The organism is Staphylococcus sp. GDY8P120P, assembly GCF_017892065.1.
Lineage (GTDB): Bacteria > Bacillota > Bacilli > Staphylococcales > Staphylococcaceae > Staphylococcus > Staphylococcus nepalensis.
On record NZ_JAESKI010000029.1, the window covers coordinates 17,960 to 36,491 of the forward strand.

The following is an 18,532-nucleotide window of genomic DNA, read 5'->3' on the forward strand; positions in this document are numbered from 1 at the left end:
AACTAATCATCAAGGGGGATTGTCATGATTTATGCTTTAAAAGCAATTACTACAGGAAAAATAGAAGACTTGTCTTATAGTTCTAGAAGACCTATGCGTTCAGCACTAAACAAAAAGCCATTTGCTGGTAAAATGTGGTTATCAAAAACAGGTTTTTCTGAAGATGAACAAGAATATAAAGGGCATGGCGGGCCACATAAAGCGGTTTGCCTATACAGTAAAAAAAATTATGATTTATGGAAAGATGATGTAACAGCATTACCTGATTACGCTATGTTTGGTGAAAATTTAACTGTCGAAGACTTAGACGAAAAGAACATTCATTTTGGTGACCAATTCCAATTAGGCAATGCCATCATTGAAGTATCAGAAATTAGAGAACCTTGTTGGAAAATACAGGAAAAATATAAAATTCCAAATCTGATTCAACGTATGTCTAGTTCTTGTAAGACGGGATGTTACTTCAGGGTTCTTAAAGAAGGGTTTGTAGATGAATCCTCTCATCTTGAACTTATAAAATATGGTAATGAAGCTTCCCTGTTGTCCGTTTTTGAACTGAATGATATTTATTACAATGACAATAAAAATGCCGATCGCTTAACATATGCTTTAAAAAATCCTTATTTAACAAAAGAAAGACGTCAAAAATTAGAAAAATTTTTAAAACGTGCTCAAAAACAAAAAAAGGAGTGAGGCAAAAAACATATTTTCATAAAATGATTTCTGCCTCGTTCCTTAATTTTATCCATATTTGATGCCAATCAAATCACAAAGATTTCAGTGTTCATTGTTGGATTATATTTCTGTATTAAATGTTTATTTTTCAGAAATTTTGTATGAAGTTTTTGAATAAAATGGTTGATTGGCTTCTAAAATCGAAGGCGCGTTTTCACCAAATAGATTAATATCGTTCGGGATAGTTTGCGTTTCAAGCGTAAAACCAGAATGCGCTTTATAAATATTAAAGTCACTGTCCCACTCACTTGTATCGTTAAAAGTGAAGATAACTACATTTGGCATATCTGTTTCTAATATTAATTGAAAATGTTTATTTTCAACTTTCATACCTTGTTTACCGATTTCAAATGGATGATCTATACCACCGTATTGTTGCATTTGCGCTTTAATATCTGGATGCACACTATTAAATATATCTTTGAATTGTATTTGGTTTGTATTGAATACACTATCAAGACTAATAGGATCTTGTTTAGCTACAAACTGATTATCATCTAATAAATACATATTTAATTTTGAACTCGAAATGCTATGATTATCGATAACATTGTTATCTCTATTCAAATTAAAATATACATGATTCATAGGATTAAATATTGTTTTCTCACTAGCCACAGCCTTATATTCAATCGTCCATTTATGGTCAACATTATAAGTATGAATCACTTCTAAATCGATATCTCCAGGAAAATAATCATCTGTCTGCTTAATCGTTGTAGTGAAAACAATCTTCACTTGGCCTACTTGTTCAAGGATTTCATAATCAAAATAACATTTATCAATACCTTTTAATCCACCATGTATGTTATTTTTACCGTCATTTGCATCTAAGTGGTATGTTTTTCCATCTAATTGAAATTTCGCCTCTGCAATACGCCCTCCATACCGGCCTACGGTAGCACCAAAATAAAAAGGGTTTTGTCGATAGAATTCGTCAGCCTCTACCACATTCCCTAATACGATGTTATTATCATCATATTTCCAAGACACAATACGCGCGCCATAGTTAGTAAAAACAATCTTAGTTGCTTCATTGTCTATTTTAATTAAGTCAATACCATTACTTTGTTTTTCTACTTTTGCAAACATCATCAATTACTCCCTTTCAAGCCAAAACATTATTCAAATTGAGATTTGGCTTTATCTTGAATAAATTATCACTCATATAAACGCCGTCTCACTAAGTATCTCTAATGAACATCTATTAATCTTAGTCAGCCAGCTCAATATCACTATTTGCGCCCATCCTAGATTGATTCTTCTATTTAAAGTGAAAGAATAATATTTAACCTATACTTACAAAACCAACAGAAATATTTAACACTTGTCAATGATTCCCTCAAACATTGTCCAAATTAAACTTTCTGTTGACTTTTAAAGTTGTTTAAAACCGTATACACAAGCCCTATTCAATTATTCTATACTTCTACATTGTAACAATTAAAGCAAATAATTATCTATCATAATCATTAATTCTATCAAATATTATTTGAAATTGTAGTGTTTTTTTAAATTTTTATAAATGCATCATTTAACTTTTAGTAAAAACACGTTTTATAGATTTCAATAAGCCTTTATCAAAACTTAATATGGTATCTTTATAACTTCTTACCGCAATATAAAGTAAAATAAATATCATTATAATAGACAAGGCAATACTTACAACGATTTCCCAAGTCATTACATCAGGTGTCGATGCTCGTACAAACATGATAAATGGTGATATCAATGGGATAAAACTTGTAATTTTTGCTAATGTCGTGTCTGGATTGATGACGCTAAATAATGCAATATAAAACGCAATCATGCTAATTAATGTCATTGGCATGAGTGATTGGTTTATATCCTCAATGCGTGCTGTAATGGAACCTAAAATAGCTGCTAAGATAATATAAGAAAGGATACCTACAATCAATGAAATAACACCAACAATAATTAATTGCACTGTTAATTCATTAGGCTGTATATCGAACCCCTTAAGCATATCTCCAATATCAAATACAAGTATACATAAAATAGCTGCTGCAACGAAAATAATAATTTGAGTTAGTGCAACAGCAATAACACCAGTCAGTTTAGCTAATATATGCGTAACAGGTGAAACACTTGTTATAATCATTTCAATAACACGCGATGTTTTTTCGGTTGCAATTTCCATTGCAACTTGATTGGCATAGTTGATAATAATGAAAAACATTAACATGACACCCGCATATACTATAACTGTATTAAATGTTTTTTGGGATTCGCTTAAATTAGATTCATTTGCTTTATCAGAAACGACTTCAGAACTCACTTTGCTTTGAGATTGTAATTGTTTCAACTCGTCTTGAGAAAGATTTAAACTAGATGCGGTAAGATTTGTTTGCATAGTTGTTAATGTCGTCTGTAATTTTTGTTCATCTTGTTTTGAAACCGTGTCTTTACTTAAAATTTTACCCGTAAGTTTATTACTATCATGTAATTGAATGACGTAAGCTTTATCTAACTTTTCATTTTTTACTTGTTGCTGTGCTTGTGCTTCCGTCACTTGTTTAAATTTTGCTTCTCCATCTAGTTGATTACTTTGGTCTTTAACGGCTTTATAAATTTGGTCTTGGTTTGTTACAACCCCAATGGTATCGGGTCCATCATCAAATAAATCAACTATTTTATTAATGTTTGCAGCCACCAACATTAAAATAACCACAATAGCAGTAAAAATCATAAATGATTTTGTTTTAACTTTACTCTTGTATGTTAGCGAAAAAGTTGCCCAAAATTTACCCATTCACATCACCTACTTTATCAATAAAGATTTCATTTAAAGTTGGCTCAACAACTTGAAACCTTTTAACAAAACCATATTTTACAACAACTTCATATATTTTTTCCGCAATAGTTTCATCCTCTATGAATGCCTTGATTTCTCTTTTATTGCGTTCAACTCTCATAACACCAGATATATCGTCTAATTCAGGCATTTCATGATGTGTTTCAACAATCACACTTTTATTTCCGTGATTTGCTTTAACTTCATTAATTGGCCCTGAAACCACGAGTGCTCCTTTATTAAGGATACAAACATCATCACAAAGTTCTTCTACATGTTCCATCCTATGTGAACTATAAATAATCGTAGTCCCGCCTTCATTCAAATCTTTTACTGCTTCTTTTAACAATTCAACGTTAACTGGATCCAAACCACTAAAAGGTTCATCTAATATTAATAATTCTGGATTATGTAACATACTTGCAAGTAGTTGAATTTTTTGTTGATTCCCTTTTGATAATGCCTCAATTTTCTTTCCTCTATTTTCTTCGATATCAAAACGGTTTAACCAATAATCAATTGCCTTAGATATCGCTTTGGGTTTCATACCTTTTAACGTAGCTAAATATCTTAGTTCATCTTCTACTTTCATTTTCGGATGTAGTCCTCGTTCTTCAGGCAAATAACCTATATTGTCATATATCGATTTATCAATCGGCTTATTTTTATATAAAATTTGGCCTTCTGTGACGGGCGTTAATCCAAGTATCATTCTGAAAGTCGTCGTTTTCCCCGCCCCATTTCTTCCTAAAAATCCTAACATTTTGCCTTGTTCCAAAGTTAGCGATATATCATTAACTGCTGTAAAATTTTTATATTGTTTCGTAACATGCACTATATTTAAAGCCATAATCACCTTTCCCTCCCTTTAAATTCAAATAATATATACCGATAATAACATTTCACAACTTAAATATACATTTTAATATGTAATTTAATTCATGTTATGCACATAAAAACAAATATTATTATTGGTCAATTTATTTATACCAAATGCCTACAAATAACATTGTCTTTACAATGATTTTTGTAAGCACTATCATTGAATTTAATAAGTGTTCCCACTTATTAAAAATGTGTTTGGGAGGTAATGGCATATGAGTTATAGTATTGGTATCGATTACGGTACAGCATCTGGTCGTGTGTTTCTAGTAGATACTTCTAATGGTGAAATTATATCGACCTATATTAAAGCATATCCGCATGGCACGATTTCTGGTTCGTTAAACGGACGTGATTTACCGCACAATTATTTTTTACAGCATGCTGAAGACTACACCAAGATTCTAGAAGAAGGCGTACAACACGTTTTAAAAGATGGCAACGTTGATCCTTCAAGTATTATTGGCATTGGTGTTGATTTTACAAGCTGTACTATCGTCTTTTTAGATAATGATTTCAAACCATTACATACACATGAAAATTTGAAAGATAATCCACATGCTTATGTCAAACTCTGGAAGCATCACGGCGCTCAAGAAGAAGCTACGTTTATGAAAGAAGTGAGCGATAACCATAACGTTGGTTGGTTAGACTTTTACGGCCATAGCGTCAACAGCGAATGGATGATTCCTAAAATATTAGAGGTTAAACACAAAGCACCTGAAATATTAGCTCAAAGTGCGTATATTATGGAAGCTGGTGACTATATCGTTAGTTTATTAACGAATAAAAATATTCGCTCAAATTGTGGGATTGGTTTTAAAGGGTTTTACAGTGAAAAAGATGGCTTCAACTATGCTTTCTTTGAAGCGGTTGATCCAGAATTACCGGCAATTATAAAAAATAAATGTGAAGCGCCCGTAGTAAATATTGGGGATAGCGCTGGCAATTTAGCAACTTACTATCAAAAATTATGGGGGTTAACTGAACATGTCCAAATTTCTCCATATATTATAGACGCACATTCAGGGGTACTTGGCGTTGGAGCAATTGAGCAAGGCGAATTCACACCAGTTATTGGTACAAGCACTTGTCATCTTATGCTTGATCCTAAACAAGTGTCTATTCCCGCTATTACCGGTTCAGTAAAGGATGCTATCATCCCTGGCTTATACGCTTATGAAGCAGGCCAACCTGCAGTAGGTGATTTATTTAATTATTCAGCAAGCCTCGCTCCAAAACATATCGTAGATCAAGCAGAGCAACAAGGTATCTCAACGTTAGAACACCTAGAAAATTTAGCTTCTGATATACCTATTCATAAACAACACGTAACCATATTAGATTGGCACAATGGCAACCGCAGTATATTAAGTGATAGTAATCTTACCGGAAGCATCTTTGGTTTAACTTTACAAACACCATTTGCAATGATTCATCGTGCGTGTATTGAAGCCACAGCATTTGGCACTAAAATGATTATGCAGCAATTTGAAAAAAATCATATCCCTGTAAATACTGTATACGCAGCTGGAGGCATTCCAATCAAAAGCAAACTGTTAGTAGATATATATGCAAATGTTCTAAATAAAGACGTCGTCGTTATGGATTCTTCAAATGCTACAGCCTTAGGCGCAGCAATGCTAGGTGCAAATGTGGGGAGCGCGTATCAATCCCTAAAAGAAACTGTCCATCATATGAAACAACCTGTATATTATCGATTGCAACCTGACTCTGAAAAAGTCCAACAATATGAAAAATTATTTCAGCGATACAAAGCGCTACACGATTTGTTAGGAAAATCCTATGCTGCCTTATCATATAGAGAAAATTAGAACTATATAAATAACCAAGTATAGTCAAACTCATTCGTTTGTTATACTTGGTTTTTGCAGTTATATATTCATTTATTGTTCTTTATATGTTTTATCAATCTTAGTATATTGGTTAGCATATTTGTGACTCGGACCATACTTGTTTGTTTTTCGTTCACTATCTAAACAAGCAATCACTAGGAAATAGATACCAAATCCTATATAAAATACATAGATTAACACGATAATGATAACATTTACTATATTAGTAGATTCTAAATCTTGAAAGCCAATAATTAGTAATATAATGTATGTAATGATTGATACACCTAAATAACTAAGGGGCAGTACCATCGATCTACCTGTATCATGAAATCTTCTGATAAATAAAGCCCAATTGGGTATTAATGTTACTAATCCGTAAATAGCAAAATAAATAAAACTAATAAACAAAAAGAGCACACTGCCCATAACTGCGCCTTCAGAATGAGATGCAGTGCCAGCTATTAATGCGATTAATCCTATAAGATATAAGATACCGCCGGGTATTAGAAAAATGATATGCCATAATACCATATACCAATACTCACTTCTTCGCGCGCGACTTTTAAAATTTAAATAATTTTTCCAAAACAACTTAAATGCTTCGCCAAATCCGACTTTCCTTTCCAAATGATTCCCTCCGCTCCAAATTCATTTGATATCATTAGTGTTTAACTTTATTATAGTCTTAATATGTCTTACTGAATTTTTTCAATATTTAGGCAACTTACATGCCTTATTCTACCAAAGTTTTAACATAGTGATAACACAATTTTACAAATTTACAAAAAGTGTTTAAAAACACTTAATTTTATAAACTATTAAATGGAGGATTAATAAATGGATTTTTTACAACGTGATACAGTTACTATCGCTAAAGATTTACTTGGTGTGCGCGTCATTTTCGAGGATGATTTACATACTTTTACTGGCTATATAGTTGAAACAGAAGCGTATGTTGGTCAAAATGACCAGGCAGCTCACGGATTTAATGGTAAACGAACACCCAAAGTAGAATCTTTATACAAACGTGGAGGTACTATTTACGCTCATGTTATGCATACGCATTTACTCATCAATTTCGTTACTCAACTAGAAGATGTACCGGAAGGCGTACTCATACGCGCCATTGAACCAGAAGAAAACATTGAAGTGATGCGTTTAAACAGAAAAAAAGATGGCTTCGAATTAACAAATGGTCCTGGAAAATGGACAAAGGCATTTAATATACCAAGATATTTAGATGGCGCTCGTTTAAATGAAGGCCGTCTCAAAATTGATACTAAAAATCGTAAGTATCCTAAACAAATTGAAGCAACACCAAGAATAGGTATCCCGAACAAAGGGGAATGGACACACAAACCACTTCGTTTTATCGTTAAAGGCAATCCTTATGTTTCAAGAATACCAAAACGTTCAACCGTCTCTGCTCAAGAAACTTGGCGTCACTAACCAATAGGTACAGTATCAATCAAAATGAACTGATTGATACTGTACCTATTTAATATTTCATTTTTATTTATTATTGTAATGTCTTTTTATCTTTATCAAGTAAACCAAATTGAATTGTAATTACTGTACAAATAACTAATACCACTGGATAAAATGTGTATTTTAAAACTTCTATATAAGACACATCCCCATACTGCTCAACCATTAACATGCCACTATCGTGAGGTAATAACATTAAAGCAGAACAAGCAAATATATCTAATAAACTAGCCATGCGTTTAGGTGGCACTTTATATTCATCACCAATTTCTTTAGCGATCGGAGCAGAAATAATAATCGCTAATGTATTATGTGATAAAGCTGCAGAAAGTACACCAGACATTAAACTAATTACATATTCAGCACTTTTACGTCCTCTTGCCTTCTCTTTCATTGTTTTAATAATCCAGTCAATACCACCATAATATCGAATCAATGCAACAAGTCCCGAAACTAGGAAAGCTACTAGAAAAATAAGGAACATACTTTCCATACCTTCACCAATTGCTTTAGTGAATTGGAACACACCTAAATTTCCTTGAACCATTCCTAGCATCCCAGCCATGACAATACCAATAATCAGCACTAATATAACATCTAAGCCTACTATTGCAGCTACAAGCACAAATAAATAAGGCAAAATATTAATAAAATTAAAGCTTAAATCACCTTCAACTTTGCCTGTGCCACCAACAAACGCATAAATAATTGCTGTGATAAGTGCTGCAGGTACAGCAATCAATACGTTCATCTTGAATTTATCTTTCATTTTGGCACCTACCCCATTGGTAGCTGCTATGGTTGTATCGGAAATAATCGATAAATTATCACCAAAATAAGCACCAGCTATGACAGCTGCGCCCGCTGCTGCTACACTTAAATCTGCGCCTTGTGCCACAGCAACACCAACAGGTATAAAAGCAGCTTGTGCACCAGTCGATGTACCTAGTGTCAACGCAGCAAAACCACTCATAATAAATATACCAGGTATAAGTAAACTAGGTGGAATAACTGAAAGCCCCATATTTACCATAGCTTCTTTGCCGCCCATTTCAGACGTAACAGTAGAAAAAGCACCAGCTAATAACAGAATTAAACCTAAGTTAACAATACCTGAGTTTCCTGCATGTTCTGTGAATATCTCTACTTTTTTAGTAAATTTAGTTTTTCTATCATAGCATGTCCAGGCGATGATGATACCTATAAAAATAGCCACATGTCTCGGCAATTGATCAAAAGCATTTTCTTTTCCCATCATTGTAAATGTAATACCGACACCAATATATAAACCTAAAAATATAACTAATGGCAGAAGCGCTAAAGCACCATATTGCTTGTCACTTCTATTATTTTCCTGCATAATACTTCTCCTTATTATTACCGTCATTTTATATGGCTTACAGTATATCAAAAAAGTGACTAAGACAGAAATATTAAAATTTAAATTGCTTTTTATTCCTATATATATAATAAGTGTTAAACCTTTAAGCAATGTAAAAAGCGGAACAATGAAATCTAAATATGATTTCTGTTCCGCTCTTGTTGACTTATACAAACTATTTTTCTAACTATTAATTAACTTTTCATTTAATTAATTTCTGCATTACCTGTATCTGTTTCAATATGGATGAGATGTCTGCCATTGCCTACTTGTTTATTTTTAAATAAGCGGTCATTAATTGTTAGTTCTCCGATATCACTTTCAAATGCTACACGTGTGTTTTTAGGCCGTTGGTCACCATACTTCATAGATACATTGCCCACATCTGTTTTCACATTAATTGGCTTATCAGCTGGCATATCGTCTATTTCAAAATTACCCGTATCTGATGCAAACTCTCCAGAATTAAACTGAGTATGTGCTATATGAACATTTGCAACATCAACTTTACTAATCAATCGATCAAATTCAGAATTTTGAATCGTCATCTCTGATACGTCTGCATATAATTTGGCATAGTCAGCATACACGCTATCTAATTTGATAGAACCTGAATAAGTATTCACATCCAAATGATCTAATGATTTAGGTAACGTGACTACTACGTGATTATGTTCAAAATCTAAAAAAGAGATATCGCTTTTATTATCTAACGCTTTATCTTTTACATAAAGTGTACCGTTTTTAACATTTGTATTCATATGCGTTTCACCTTTTGTTCCACGTGATTCAACTTTAAATTGATCTCCTTTTTGGATCGTCACGTTACTCTTCTCTAAATCTACGTCCAATTTATTTATATGATCTTGGTCATACACTTTATGATAATTCACAGATGTTTCCTTTGATTTTTCATTTTCTATTTTAAATTGTTGAATCGCGCCAATACTACAAAAAATCGTTATAACCAAACCGATTATAAAAAGGATGATTAATGTTTTTTTCATGAAACTGCACTCCTTTTCACGACTTTAATATTCCATCTAAGATACTTCACACAAATTAAATAAAACGCTTTTGAAATTAAATACGTGATGACAAAAAGCATCAAACCGACACCAAATATCGCTCCTACTGCGTAAACATCAAAAAGCAAGACATATTCAAATCCTTCAATCATTCCTTTTATTAGTAATAATACTGGACTAAATACGAATGAGATGGTCGTAATAATTAATGAAATAACAATACTCAAGATAAAAACAAATGGAACTAAAATAACAAAGAAGTTTAATAAACTTAAACCCATCACTGCAAAAATAGCATTCCCAACATCACCAAATTTATTACTATGTTCTGCTTTTTCAACGGCTGCAGTAGCATTTAATTCTTTCGCTAAATTTCTAGGGTCACCAAGTTCAGCCGAAATTTGCGCCTCTGTTTTTCCTTCTTTAAACCCACTATAAAAATGCGTTTCATATTCATTCAATATGTCTTGTCTTTCTTCATCAGAAGTATGCTTTAAATGTTTATGCAACTGCTTTAAAAATTCATTTTTAGTCATTTATATCACTCTCCTTAATAAATATCTCTACAGTATCTGAAAATAACTGCCATTCTTGTAATAAATCTGCTAATCTTTGTATACCTTGATCAGTAATACGGTAATACTTTCTAGCGGGGCCTTCAGTAGAAGGTTGATAATACGTTGTAAGCTCACCATTTTTCACCAATCTTCGTAATAATGGATATACAGTTCCTTCTGCGATACTCATATGCCTAGAAATGTTTTGTACTAACGAATAACCATATTGGTCATCTTTTTTTATTATGAGTAACACGATAAGTTCAAGCGCCCCTTTTTTAAATTGACTGTTCATTGGTTACCTCCTCTTAAAAACCAGTACTATACATTACACAGTAGTTGTTAAAAACAATATAGCACATACTACTGTACAATGCAAAGTACTATGTTATATTTTTAAAAGTAATATATATACTTGCTTACGAATCACATATTTTTTAAAATGTAGATCAACAGTTTTGAAATCGTTACCATTAATTCTGTTTATTATTTAATTCTAAACTAGCTTTATGTTATTTACATATGTATAATGGTTACTATGGGCTTTTTGTAAGCTCTTTCTTTATGATCAATTTGCACATCACTTCATTTACATAACAACACTCAAGAGATTTACTTGAAATTTAAGGGGGAATGAAAATGCTAGAGCTAGATGCAATTACTACTTTAGCGCTCGCAAGCATGTTATACCTTTTAGGTATCTACATTGTGAATCATGTTTCAATATTAAGAAAGCTATGTATTCCTGCACCTGTAATCGGCGGTTTATTGTTTTCAATTCTAGTCGCTATTTTACAATCAACACAAATCTTAACAATTAAGTTGGACTCAGAATTCATTCAAAATTTCTTTATGCTTGCATTCTTTACAACAATTGGTTTAGGCGCTTCGTTAAAATTATTGCGCTTAGGTGGAAAAGTATTAATTTTATATTTTATTTTTTGTGGTATTCTTGCTATTTTCCAAAACTTAATTGGTATTTCATTAGCAAAAGTATTAAATATATCACCATTACTCGGTTTGACTGCTGGCTCAATGTCTATGGAAGGCGGCCACGGCAATGCAGCTGCATATGGCCAAACCATTCAAAGTATGGGTATTGATTCTGCATTGACTGCTGCTTTAGCTGCAGCGACACTAGGACTTGTCGCTGGTGGTTTAATTGGCGGTCCCGTTGTAAAATTCTTGATAACTAAATATAATTTAAAACCAGAAAATGCCGAAGAGACAACCAAAGACTATGGCAATGTTAAATCTAATGAATATTTACGTAACCGTATGAATCCTACTACTATCTTTTTCTTACAATTTACAATCGTTGCTATTTGTATGGCAATTGGATCATATTTAGGAAATACATTCTCTGATTTAACGGGCATCAATATTCCAATTTATGTTGGCGCTATGTTTGTAGCAGTGATTATCCGTAACATTTCTGAATATAATAATTTAAATCTAATTGATATGAAATTTATAGATAATATCGGTGACATTTCATTAAGTTTATTCTTATCTATCGCTTTAATGAGTATTCAACTTACTGAAATCTATCAATTGGCCATACCGTTAATTATTATCGTTTTAATACAAGTATTATTTATCGTTCTTTTCTCTGTATTTATTGTTTTCCGCGGTTTAGGAAAAAATTACGATGCCGCAGTTATGATTGGTGGCTTTATTGGTCATGGTCTTGGTGCGACACCAAATGCTATGGCAAACTTAGATGTTATCACTAAAAAATTCGGTGCTTCACCGAAATCATATCTCGTTGTACCTATCGTTGGCGCATTTTTAATCGACTTGTTGGGTGTACCGATTGTTACAACATTTATTAATATATTCTAACCATAAAAGTCAATTTCGAGATAAAGAAAGCCTGAGACATAAAGAAAAAACATGTCTCAGGCTTTTATGTGTTTATCTGCAAGTCCAATGACTGGACATAACATATACGCATTATTTATAGGCAGTATTCAAAATTTCAATCTTATTATGCTATTGCCTATATTATACTTTGATTAAGACATTTTTTACGTCTCAATTACTTGCCTCATTATTCTATTTTTATAAATCCAAAAAAACATTTCATTGTAACTAAACATAAAACATCGGTTAGAAAATATCGATATTTCGTTGATCAATCCAAGATTGTAGCTTAGGGCCAAAAATCATTTGTGCATTTTTCAAATCTTTAGGTGAACGTGCATCTAACATTGTCATAATCTTTTTCATATGTTCAGTAAATTGTTCTGTATAGTTAAGTGTTTCAGTAATGCCATAATTTTCAACTTGATTTAAAAACGGCCGTGACATGCCTACAGCACTCGCTCCTAAAGCCAAACATTTTATAACGTCTAATGGTGAGCGCACGCCCCCACTAGCAAGTATATCCATGTCTCTTTGATAAGAAGTACTTTCTAGCAATGATTCAACTGTAGTTTGCCCCCATAAACTTAAATAGTCCATGTCTTTATAACTACGTCTTTCATTCTCAATATCTACAAAATTCGTACCGCCTCGTCCACTTACATCTACATATCTGATACCAATTTCATGTAATTGTTTAATTGTTTCTTTACTCATGCCAAATCCTACTTCTTTTATAATCACTGGTACATCTACACGCGCTACGATTTGTGCAAGATTGTCCATCCAAGTTGAAAAAATCCTATTTCCTTCAGGCATCACTAGTTCCTGAGGCGCGTTTACGTGCACTTGTAAAGCTTGCGCGTCTAACAAATGCACAGACTCTACTGCTTTATCTACCGGCACATCGGCGCCCACATTGCTAAATATTATTCCATTCGGATTCGTTTCACGAACAATGGTAAATGATGAAGCCATTTTACTATTACGCAACGCCGCATGTGTAGAACCTACTGCCATTGCCATGCCACTTTCACGTGCAATCATTGCTAATTTCTCATTAATCTGTTTAGTCCATTCGCTCCCACCAGTCATTGCATTAATATATAGTGGTTGGCTCAGTGTAAAATCTTTAAGTGAACTTTCAAGGTTGATGTCACTGACATCTATACTTGGAATCGAGTGGTGTACAAATCGAATTTCATCAAAATCTGAGATTGTCGCATCAGTTTGAGCCATTGCAATCTCAACATGTTCATTTTTTCTTTGTTCTCTTTTAAAATCGCTCATTGTTCGCTCCTACCTTCAATACTTATTGTTATCTTACCTACATTGCATAGTCATTTTTTAAAATCATTTAGCTAAAACCATTTTTCTTTTTTAAAATAAATAACGCAGCCTACGCTAATACATAACATAAGCACCAATACAATATAATAACCATAATACCACTTTAGTTCTGGCATATTCACAAAATTCATGCCATAAATGCCTGTAATCAATGTTAAAGGTAAAAAAACTACAGATACCAAAGTGAGCATTTGCATAATTCGATTCATTTTATATGAAGCATACGAGACGAGATTGTCTTTAATCTCATTTGTCATTTCTTGACATATTTTTAAAATATTTTGTTGTTTTATCATGTGATCATCTATGTGCTGAATATACAAATCATTTTTATCATTCACTAATAACTGACTGCTTTCTTTTAACTGATCTACCAGTACTTTCATTGGATATATAACACGTTTTAATTTAATCAGTTCTTGACGTATCATAAAAACGTCATCCATATCCGTTTTCATGGAGTCATAATGCGCTTGTCTATCTTCAAATGCATATACCTTATCTTCAATATCATATACTAATTCAAAATAGCTATCTACTACGTAATCTAAAATGCTCATCACAATCTCTTCAAGTTGAAGACCACCAAGTGCGCGTTCTTTTATATTCTCTTCTACTTGTTTTAAAACATTAAATGGTTGATGGTGATATGTAATGAGTAAACGATCTTTAATAAAAAGATTTAATGCTTTTGTGTTAAACGTTTTACGATTCAACCCATGGATAACAATATATTGATATGAATCATATATTTTGTATTTAGCCCTTGGTGTCCCGTTCACTGTATCATCAATTTCGAGTTTATTAAAGTTAAAATACGTTTGTAAAAAATTATTTTCAGCATCTGTTGGTTGGTTTAAATCACACCATACAAATTGTGCGGTATCAGGTATATCGTCTAAACGATCAACTGGTGTTAATTTGTTTTCGTGAGATAAATATTTAATTGTTATCGTCATAGCTCACCCCGGACATCATTTTCTTTATTTTATCATGAAATGATATATGTGTATGTTATATACTATTTTTAGTAGACTGATATTAGATATATTTCAATAATTAAATGGTAACTATTAATAAAATAAGGAGAGGTACCCATGAATGATCCTTTTAAGGTAACACAAGTTGTTACAAGCGATATGATAGATTATAATGGCCATGTACATGATGCTAACTATAACATGGTGTTTAGCGAAGCGATTAACCAATTTAATTACATACATGGATTATCATTAGCGGAGCGCAAAACATTAAACTATACACTATTCACCGTTGAAGAACAGACTGCTTATTTATCAGAATTAACTGAAGGTGATGTGTTTACCATCGACATCTATATTTATGATTACAACGAAAAAAGTGTACATTTCTTTTCAATCATGTCTAAACAAGATGGCACAAATGTAGCAACTAACGAAGCAATGATGTTAGGAATTGATCGGACTAACAGTAAAACAGCGCCCTTTCCTGATCATTTTGCGAAACAAATAAGTCATTATTATGACCATCAACAACGCATCGATTGGCCCAAACAATTAGGTCATCGTATCCGTATATCTAGATAAGGAGTGCTTACAAATGTCACAAAAAATGATGGACGATGTAAATATTCAACTATATGATTTAATAGACCAAACTAAAGCTGAATTAAGCGAACTCAACCAAAATAAACAACTTGTTATCAATGGTCCTGATAGCCAGCTTATACAACGTGGATTAGATATTAGCTATTTACAAGGACAAAAACAAGCTATAGACACAATTAGCTCTTTAATAGAACAACATCCATCAGAAAGAGATTTTCTCGAGAAGTACACAGAGTATGCTCAAAAAACTTCACAAGCATTTGAAAAATCTAATTTAGAATTTAAAATGATGAGCGTACCAACACAAGATTTCAATGTATTTTTGGGACAACATTATAGATTAAAAGGGACCCAAACTGTGATTGCTTCCATCAATTCAACGGTAAAAAAGTATTTTTAACACGCAGTCAACAATAATAACTGGACCTACAAAAATCTAATGTACACACTTTTGCAGGTCCAGTAATCTATGTTCAATCCCATGCATTTTTCATAACAACTTTAAAATCCTCAATTAGCTAACGTTTGTCATGAAGCGTATTCACAACTTCTTTAACAACTTTATGTGATTCTCTAATAGGTAATAATGCAAAAGCATTCACCATTCTTTTAAAGGTAAACAATTGCACCGGCTGTCTCATACCTTCTAAAATATAAGCTAATTTTTTCATATCTGGCAGATATATTTCTCGTCCACCGCCAAATATATATATCGGCGGCAATCCAAATAATTTTCCATAAATAGGCGATATTCTACTATCATTTAACGGTAAATCTCCAGACCATACTTTCATGATTTTCTGTAAACCATCTGTATTTAAAATGAGATCTTTTTCTATTAAATCTTTGGTGATAAGCTCATTGTTTAGTTGAGCATCTAACATTGGCGAAAATAAATAAACTTTAGCCGGCAATGGTAAATTTTCAGACACTAGTTGTTGAACAAAGCTGAGCGCAAGCCCTCCGCCTGTACCATCTCCCATTACAACAATATCTTCATTACTACATTCTTGTAATAATTGTTCATATACTTTATGAATGGCTGCATATGTATCTTCAATATGATATTTTGGCGCTTTAGGGTAAATAGGTAAAACAACTTCATATAAAGTACTCAAAGCAAGCTTGTCCATAAACCGCCAATGAAACGCAGAGGGTTGCAAAACATTATATCCCCCATGAATATATAAAATTTTCTTTTGCTGGCTATGTCTAAAACGAAATCTAAACAATTGCATATCATTTATCATTTGTTTGTCTAAGTCAGATTTTACATTCAATGTTTCAGGCTGTTTATGCTTCTTTTCATTCATCGTTAATCTTTTTTTAAGAAATTGTTCAAAGTTATGTTTGTCATTAAACATAATTGAACGATGTGGTAATAAATATTTATTAACAAATTTTGTTGTTAATCTTGACTTCATTTAAAATCAGTCCTATCTTTTTATAACAAATTTTCAAACTTTAGAAATTTTGTATTAATTTGGTTTTTAAAATAAATAATGTGATAAAATTAAAATAATGACATAAAAAACGAAGTTATAATAGAAAGTGAAAATAAACATATCACTCGTACTGTATTAAATAAAATCAAAGCGTACAACTTCATTAACTAAAATGTAACAGTTATCCAATATTATAACAAAATAAAAGTCATAGAATAACAATATAATAAATAACTGCAGTGAAAGGAGTAAGTTATGACAGCAAATAATCATCAATTTAAAGATTTTGAACACACCCTCACAAGTGAGCCAATGCAACGTGGCACACGTTACGGGAAAAAGAAGAAATCTTGGGTTAGTCTTATCATACAAGTCATCGTATTAATCTTAGTTGCAATTTCTGGATATAGCATGTTTAAAGAGCCGATTTTCAATTTAGTCTTTGCAAACGAAACTGTTAATTTTAAGGAACTTACCAATTTCCAAGAAACAATTAATAATTTTACTAATTTAAATATTAATATAGAAAGCATCGACAATCTACAAACGAGTATCGACAGATTAATCTTAGTCTTTTATGTATTCTTTATTGCTTGTATATTAAGTATCGTGTTAACTATTTTCACTGTATTCTTTAACAGAACGGCTTTAAAAATCGTTAATCTATTTGTTATAGCGATTATGCTTGTGATTACTTTCGGTTTTTCTTACTTAATTAAAAACATAGCATCAAGAATCGCTGATTCAATGAACCAATATTATATCACAGTAGATTCAACACAAATTTTAACAGAAGCTAATGCTATACATAATGCTTTTATTTTATTAGGGTGTAGTATAGCGTTACTTCTCATCAGTTTGTTCTTTAGAAATCGTAAACCCCGCATATAGACAGTAATTCCAATCTAAAAAAAGAGCCTGGGACATAAATCCCAGAAAAATAGCACTCAGATGATTTAATTCATCTGAGTGCTTCTTTTTATTCAATACTTCGTATTGTTGGCTCGCTTTCTTAGGGGACAGCTTCAGCCTGTAGTCTTCAGCTTGTCCTATTCCCTCAAGAGTCTCGCCAAAACACCTCACATTTATATGTAATTTTACATTAAAATACTTTAAAAAAATAAGGCCCTTACGTATAATTTAATAAACACAACTAAACTAAATTAACGAGGTGCCTTATGTATAAAGATTATAACATGACTCAACACACTACCAATGGAAACTTCAGTTCTTATCCCCACAAATGATATGTCACGACATGTTAATGAAATCGTTGAAACAATACCTGAAAATGAATTCGATGAATTCAAACATCATCGTGGTGCTACATCATAACATCACAAAATGATGTTGAAAATTATTCTATATGCCTACACACAATCCGTATTTTCTGGTCGTAAAATAGAAAAACTGCTTAATGATCGTATCCGAATGACGTGGCTGTCACAAAATCAAACACCTTCTTATAAAGCAATTAATCGTTTTAGAGTAAACCCTAAAGTAGACGCCTTATTAGAATCTTTATTTATTCAATTTCACA

General features: G+C 32.3%; 18 protein-coding genes and 1 pseudogene. 8 read left to right on the top strand and 11 right to left on the bottom strand.

The features are described from left to right. Positions 1–24 precede the first annotated feature (24 nt). The gene (locus tag KA900_RS13615) at positions 25–693 is read left to right on the top strand and encodes an MOSC domain-containing protein (RefSeq protein ID WP_107644414.1); all 669 of its coding nucleotides are present in this window, start codon (positions 25–27) and stop codon (positions 691–693) included. A gap of 123 nt (positions 694–816) precedes the next feature. Here the strand turns inward: KA900_RS13615 and KA900_RS13620 are convergent, their stop codons facing one another. The 3 genes from KA900_RS13620 to KA900_RS13630 form a co-directional block, all read right to left on the bottom strand. Beyond that, the gene (locus tag KA900_RS13620) at positions 817–1,827 is read right to left on the bottom strand and encodes an aldose epimerase family protein (protein WP_170006830.1); all 1,011 of its coding nucleotides are present in this window, start codon (positions 1,825–1,827) and stop codon (positions 817–819) included. Between the two features lie 442 nt (positions 1,828–2,269). Further along, positions 2,270–3,508, bottom strand: coding sequence for an ABC transporter permease (locus tag KA900_RS13625; protein WP_096808587.1), 1,239 nt, complete (start codon positions 3,506–3,508; stop codon positions 2,270–2,272). Further along, positions 3,501–4,400 (bottom strand): ABC transporter ATP-binding protein, encoded by a 900-nt coding sequence (locus tag KA900_RS13630; protein ID WP_096808586.1) that lies wholly within the window; start codon positions 4,398–4,400, stop codon positions 3,501–3,503. Before KA900_RS13630 ends, KA900_RS13625 begins: the two co-directional genes overlap by 8 nt. Before the next feature lie 247 nt (positions 4,401–4,647). Between KA900_RS13630 and KA900_RS13635 the strand changes: the two genes are divergently transcribed. Continuing rightward, entirely contained in the window at positions 4,648–6,267 is a 1,620-nt protein-coding gene (locus tag KA900_RS13635) for a ribulokinase (RefSeq protein WP_107644419.1), read from the top strand. Positions 6,268–6,339: 72 nt separating this feature from the next. Here the strand turns inward: KA900_RS13635 and KA900_RS13640 are convergent, their stop codons facing one another. Continuing rightward, positions 6,340–6,918, bottom strand: coding sequence for a DUF805 domain-containing protein (locus KA900_RS13640; RefSeq protein ID WP_107644420.1), 579 nt, complete (start codon positions 6,916–6,918; stop codon positions 6,340–6,342). A gap of 210 nt (positions 6,919–7,128) precedes the next feature. Here KA900_RS13640 and KA900_RS13645 point away from each other — a divergent pair, with 210 nt between their 5' ends. Further along, positions 7,129–7,740: a DNA-3-methyladenine glycosylase gene (locus KA900_RS13645; protein WP_096808583.1), complete on the top strand. Its 612-nt coding sequence runs from the start codon at positions 7,129–7,131 to the stop codon at positions 7,738–7,740. Between the two features lie 70 nt (positions 7,741–7,810). Here KA900_RS13645 and KA900_RS13650 read toward each other — a convergent pair whose 3' ends face one another. From KA900_RS13650 to KA900_RS13665, 4 genes are all read right to left on the bottom strand, one after another. Continuing rightward, positions 7,811–9,139, bottom strand: coding sequence for a Na+/H+ antiporter NhaC family protein (locus tag KA900_RS13650; protein ID WP_096808582.1), 1,329 nt, complete (start codon positions 9,137–9,139; stop codon positions 7,811–7,813). A gap of 227 nt (positions 9,140–9,366) precedes the next feature. Next, positions 9,367–10,167, bottom strand: coding sequence for a DUF4097 family beta strand repeat-containing protein (locus KA900_RS13655; RefSeq protein WP_107644421.1), 801 nt, complete (start codon positions 10,165–10,167; stop codon positions 9,367–9,369). Beyond that, a complete protein-coding gene (locus tag KA900_RS13660; RefSeq protein WP_096808580.1) occupies positions 10,164–10,724 on the bottom strand; it encodes an HAAS signaling domain-containing protein in 561 nt (186 codons plus the stop codon). Before KA900_RS13660 ends, KA900_RS13655 begins: the two co-directional genes overlap by 4 nt. Beyond that, entirely contained in the window at positions 10,717–11,040 is a 324-nt protein-coding gene (locus tag KA900_RS13665; protein WP_103373682.1) for a PadR family transcriptional regulator, read from the bottom strand. The genes KA900_RS13660 and KA900_RS13665 overlap by 8 nt, the downstream gene beginning before the upstream one ends. A 344-nt stretch (positions 11,041–11,384) precedes the next feature. On the opposite strand from KA900_RS13665, the gene gltS reads away from it, so the two are divergent. Further along, on the top strand, positions 11,385–12,590 hold the full coding sequence (gene gltS, locus KA900_RS13670) for a sodium/glutamate symporter (protein ID WP_096808578.1): 1,206 nt from the start codon (positions 11,385–11,387) through the stop codon (positions 12,588–12,590). Positions 12,591–12,857: 267 nt separating this feature from the next. Here gltS and fni read toward each other — a convergent pair whose 3' ends face one another. Both fni and corA read right to left on the bottom strand, forming a co-directional pair. Next, a complete protein-coding gene (gene fni, locus KA900_RS13675) occupies positions 12,858–13,901 on the bottom strand; it encodes a type 2 isopentenyl-diphosphate Delta-isomerase (protein WP_103372879.1) in 1,044 nt (347 codons plus the stop codon). Positions 13,902–13,972: 71 nt separating this feature from the next. Continuing rightward, the gene (gene corA, locus KA900_RS13680; RefSeq protein WP_115341989.1) at positions 13,973–14,920 is read right to left on the bottom strand and encodes a magnesium/cobalt transporter CorA; all 948 of its coding nucleotides are present in this window, start codon (positions 14,918–14,920) and stop codon (positions 13,973–13,975) included. Positions 14,921–15,058: 138 nt separating this feature from the next. Between corA and KA900_RS13685 the strand changes: the two genes are divergently transcribed. Together KA900_RS13685 and KA900_RS13690 are read left to right on the top strand one after the other, a co-directional pair. After that, positions 15,059–15,526, top strand: coding sequence for a thioesterase family protein (locus tag KA900_RS13685; protein WP_119488213.1), 468 nt, complete (start codon positions 15,059–15,061; stop codon positions 15,524–15,526). A 13-nt stretch (positions 15,527–15,539) separates the two neighbouring features. Next, on the top strand, positions 15,540–15,947 hold the full coding sequence (locus tag KA900_RS13690) for a hypothetical protein (RefSeq protein WP_119488212.1): 408 nt from the start codon (positions 15,540–15,542) through the stop codon (positions 15,945–15,947). Positions 15,948–16,065: 118 nt separating this feature from the next. Here the strand turns inward: KA900_RS13690 and KA900_RS13695 are convergent, their stop codons facing one another. Continuing rightward, the gene (locus tag KA900_RS13695) at positions 16,066–16,971 is read right to left on the bottom strand and encodes an alpha/beta hydrolase fold domain-containing protein (RefSeq protein WP_096808574.1); all 906 of its coding nucleotides are present in this window, start codon (positions 16,969–16,971) and stop codon (positions 16,066–16,068) included. Between the two features lie 276 nt (positions 16,972–17,247). Between KA900_RS13695 and KA900_RS13700 the strand changes: the two genes are divergently transcribed. Together KA900_RS13700 and KA900_RS13705 are read left to right on the top strand one after the other, a co-directional pair. Beyond that, a complete protein-coding gene (locus tag KA900_RS13700; RefSeq protein WP_096808573.1) occupies positions 17,248–17,883 on the top strand; it encodes a hypothetical protein in 636 nt (211 codons plus the stop codon). 287 nt (positions 17,884–18,170) lie between these two features. After that, positions 18,171–18,532, top strand: a pseudogene (locus KA900_RS13705) (transposase); the annotation flags it as partial.

Excerpts from the sequence above, each read along its gene's own strand:
- KA900_RS13615 (WP_107644414.1), top strand. The coding sequence starts at position 25 with ATGATTTATGCTTTAAAAGCAATTACTACAGGAAAAATAGAAGACTTG.
- KA900_RS13620 (WP_170006830.1), bottom strand. The coding sequence starts at position 1,827 with ATGTTTGCAAAAGTAGAAAAACAAAGTAATGGTATTGACTTAATTAAA.
- KA900_RS13625 (WP_096808587.1), bottom strand. The coding sequence starts at position 3,508 with ATGGGTAAATTTTGGGCAACTTTTTCGCTAACATACAAGAGTAAAGTT.
- KA900_RS13630 (WP_096808586.1), bottom strand. The coding sequence starts at position 4,400 with ATGGCTTTAAATATAGTGCATGTTACGAAACAATATAAAAATTTTACA.
- KA900_RS13635 (WP_107644419.1), top strand. The coding sequence starts at position 4,648 with ATGAGTTATAGTATTGGTATCGATTACGGTACAGCATCTGGTCGTGTG.
- KA900_RS13645 (WP_096808583.1), top strand. The coding sequence starts at position 7,129 with ATGGATTTTTTACAACGTGATACAGTTACTATCGCTAAAGATTTACTT.
- KA900_RS13650 (WP_096808582.1), bottom strand. The coding sequence starts at position 9,139 with ATGCAGGAAAATAATAGAAGTGACAAGCAATATGGTGCTTTAGCGCTT.
- KA900_RS13655 (WP_107644421.1), bottom strand. The coding sequence starts at position 10,167 with ATGAAAAAAACATTAATCATCCTTTTTATAATCGGTTTGGTTATAACG.
- KA900_RS13660 (WP_096808580.1), bottom strand. The coding sequence starts at position 10,724 with ATGACTAAAAATGAATTTTTAAAGCAGTTGCATAAACATTTAAAGCAT.
- KA900_RS13665 (WP_103373682.1), bottom strand. The coding sequence starts at position 11,040 with ATGAACAGTCAATTTAAAAAAGGGGCGCTTGAACTTATCGTGTTACTC.
- gltS (WP_096808578.1), top strand. The coding sequence starts at position 11,385 with ATGCTAGAGCTAGATGCAATTACTACTTTAGCGCTCGCAAGCATGTTA.
- fni (WP_103372879.1), bottom strand. The coding sequence starts at position 13,901 with ATGAGCGATTTTAAAAGAGAACAAAGAAAAAATGAACATGTTGAGATT.
- corA (WP_115341989.1), bottom strand. The coding sequence starts at position 14,920 with ATGACGATAACAATTAAATATTTATCTCACGAAAACAAATTAACACCA.
- KA900_RS13685 (WP_119488213.1), top strand. The coding sequence starts at position 15,059 with ATGAATGATCCTTTTAAGGTAACACAAGTTGTTACAAGCGATATGATA.
- KA900_RS13690 (WP_119488212.1), top strand. The coding sequence starts at position 15,540 with ATGTCACAAAAAATGATGGACGATGTAAATATTCAACTATATGATTTA.
- KA900_RS13695 (WP_096808574.1), bottom strand. The coding sequence starts at position 16,971 with ATGAAGTCAAGATTAACAACAAAATTTGTTAATAAATATTTATTACCA.
- KA900_RS13700 (WP_096808573.1), top strand. The coding sequence starts at position 17,248 with ATGACAGCAAATAATCATCAATTTAAAGATTTTGAACACACCCTCACA.